Annotated in this window: 1 protein-coding gene; it reads right to left on the bottom strand. The window is 70.6% G+C overall.

What is annotated here, in order from left to right:
- Positions 1-5: 5 nt before the first annotated feature.
- Entirely contained in the window at positions 6-1223 is a 1218-nt protein-coding gene (locus tag ACFY3L_RS54550; protein ID WP_389343947.1) for an ISAs1 family transposase, read from the bottom strand.
- Between the last annotated feature and the right edge of the window lie 150 nt (positions 1224-1373).

Genomic DNA, 1373 nt, shown 5'->3' with positions numbered 1-1373 from the left:
CAGGGTCATTGCGTTGTCGGGTAACTGCTGGTCGCGGCGGTGATCAGATCGTGCGGTAGGCGGTTGGCGCGTCGGGTAGCGCGAGCGATGTTGGTGTCGCCGTTGGTGCGGTGGTAGCCGATCGCGGTGTTGCGCAGGGTGGCGATGACGGCGGGTCCGGTGCCGGTCCGGGCTTGGTGGAGGTCTTCACGGAACGTCACGTCCCGTACGTGATGGAGGCGGTTTTCGATGTGCCAGTGGCGGCGGATCCAGTCCTGCAGGTCACGGGGCTGGGCCTGTCCGGCGGGCAGTGACACGGTCAGGTAGGCCGTCTCGCGGCTGGTTTTGCCGGTGGTGGCGCAGGTGCGGGTGCGGGTGATCCGCACGGCCTGCTCGGCGTGCGCGAAGGCGATCCCACCTGGGGTGTGCAGGGTGACGGCTTTGACGGTGCGGGTCTCCCGCCGGCCGTGACCGCGGTCGCGGGTGCGGTCCCCGGCCGGGATCTGGGCCCAGGGCAGCCGTTTGAGCTGGGCGTGCAGGGTCGGCTGGTTGGCCTTGACCTGGACCAGCAGATACGCGCCGCGGGCGGCGATCTCGCGGGCGTGGCCGGTCTGGGTGTGCAGGGCATCGGCGACGAACAGGACTCCGGTCAGGTCGCCGAGCACGGTTTCGACGGCGTCCAGCAGCGGAGCGAAGGCGGGGATTTCGTTGGATTTCGCGTCCACGGTGACCTGGGCGAGCACGATCCCGGTGCCGGTGTCCAGCGCGGACAGCAGGTGGACCTGGCCACCGCCGGGGCGGCGGGCGGCACGCAGCGTCTTGCCATCGACGGCGATCACGGTGCGGTACCGCCTCGGCCGGGCCGTGCGCAGCTGGCCGCGCGCCCGCAGCCAGGCGGCGAGCACGGTCGTGAGCTGGCCAGGGTCCAGTCGGGTCAGCAGCCGCCACACCGTTGTCCCCACCGGCACTGCACGGTCGAAGCCGAGCCGGGTCCTGGCGTGTTCGTCCAGATCGTGCAGCCAGTCGGTGATGGCGGCGAACGACGACGCGCCGGCCAGCACCGCGCAGACCGCGACGGCGAGCAGCCCGGTCAATGGATAGCGGATCCCGCGCGGGTCCCGCGGATCCGGGACCTCGGCCAGGGCGTGCAGCAGCCCGTGTTGTTCACGATCGGTGACCGGCACCGGCGCAGTCTCGGTGGCGGGGGCCGTCACCACGAGGCCGGGGATGAGAGATGATGCCATCGGCGGGTGGGGTCTTCCTCGGTGTCGTGAAGCGTAGAGAACTCCATGATCACCGATGAGGCCTCACCCGCTTCTGCCGCCTCCACAGAGGCCACCGACCTCCGAAACTGCCTGTTCAGCGCCTCGCCGACCGACTACGCAATCGCCCTG

The organism is Dactylosporangium sp. NPDC000521 (assembly GCF_042898305.1).
In the GTDB taxonomy this organism is placed as follows: Bacteria; Actinomycetota; Actinomycetes; order Mycobacteriales; family Micromonosporaceae; genus Dactylosporangium.
The sequence above is the reverse complement of the archived record's forward strand: the minus strand, read 5'-3'. Positions and strand labels throughout refer to the sequence as shown.

Bases quoted from the DNA above. Each gene is read 5' to 3' on its own strand.
- ACFY3L_RS54550 (WP_389343947.1), bottom strand. From the start codon at position 1,223: ATGGCATCATCTCTCATCCCCGGCCTCGTGGTGACGGCCCCCGCCACC.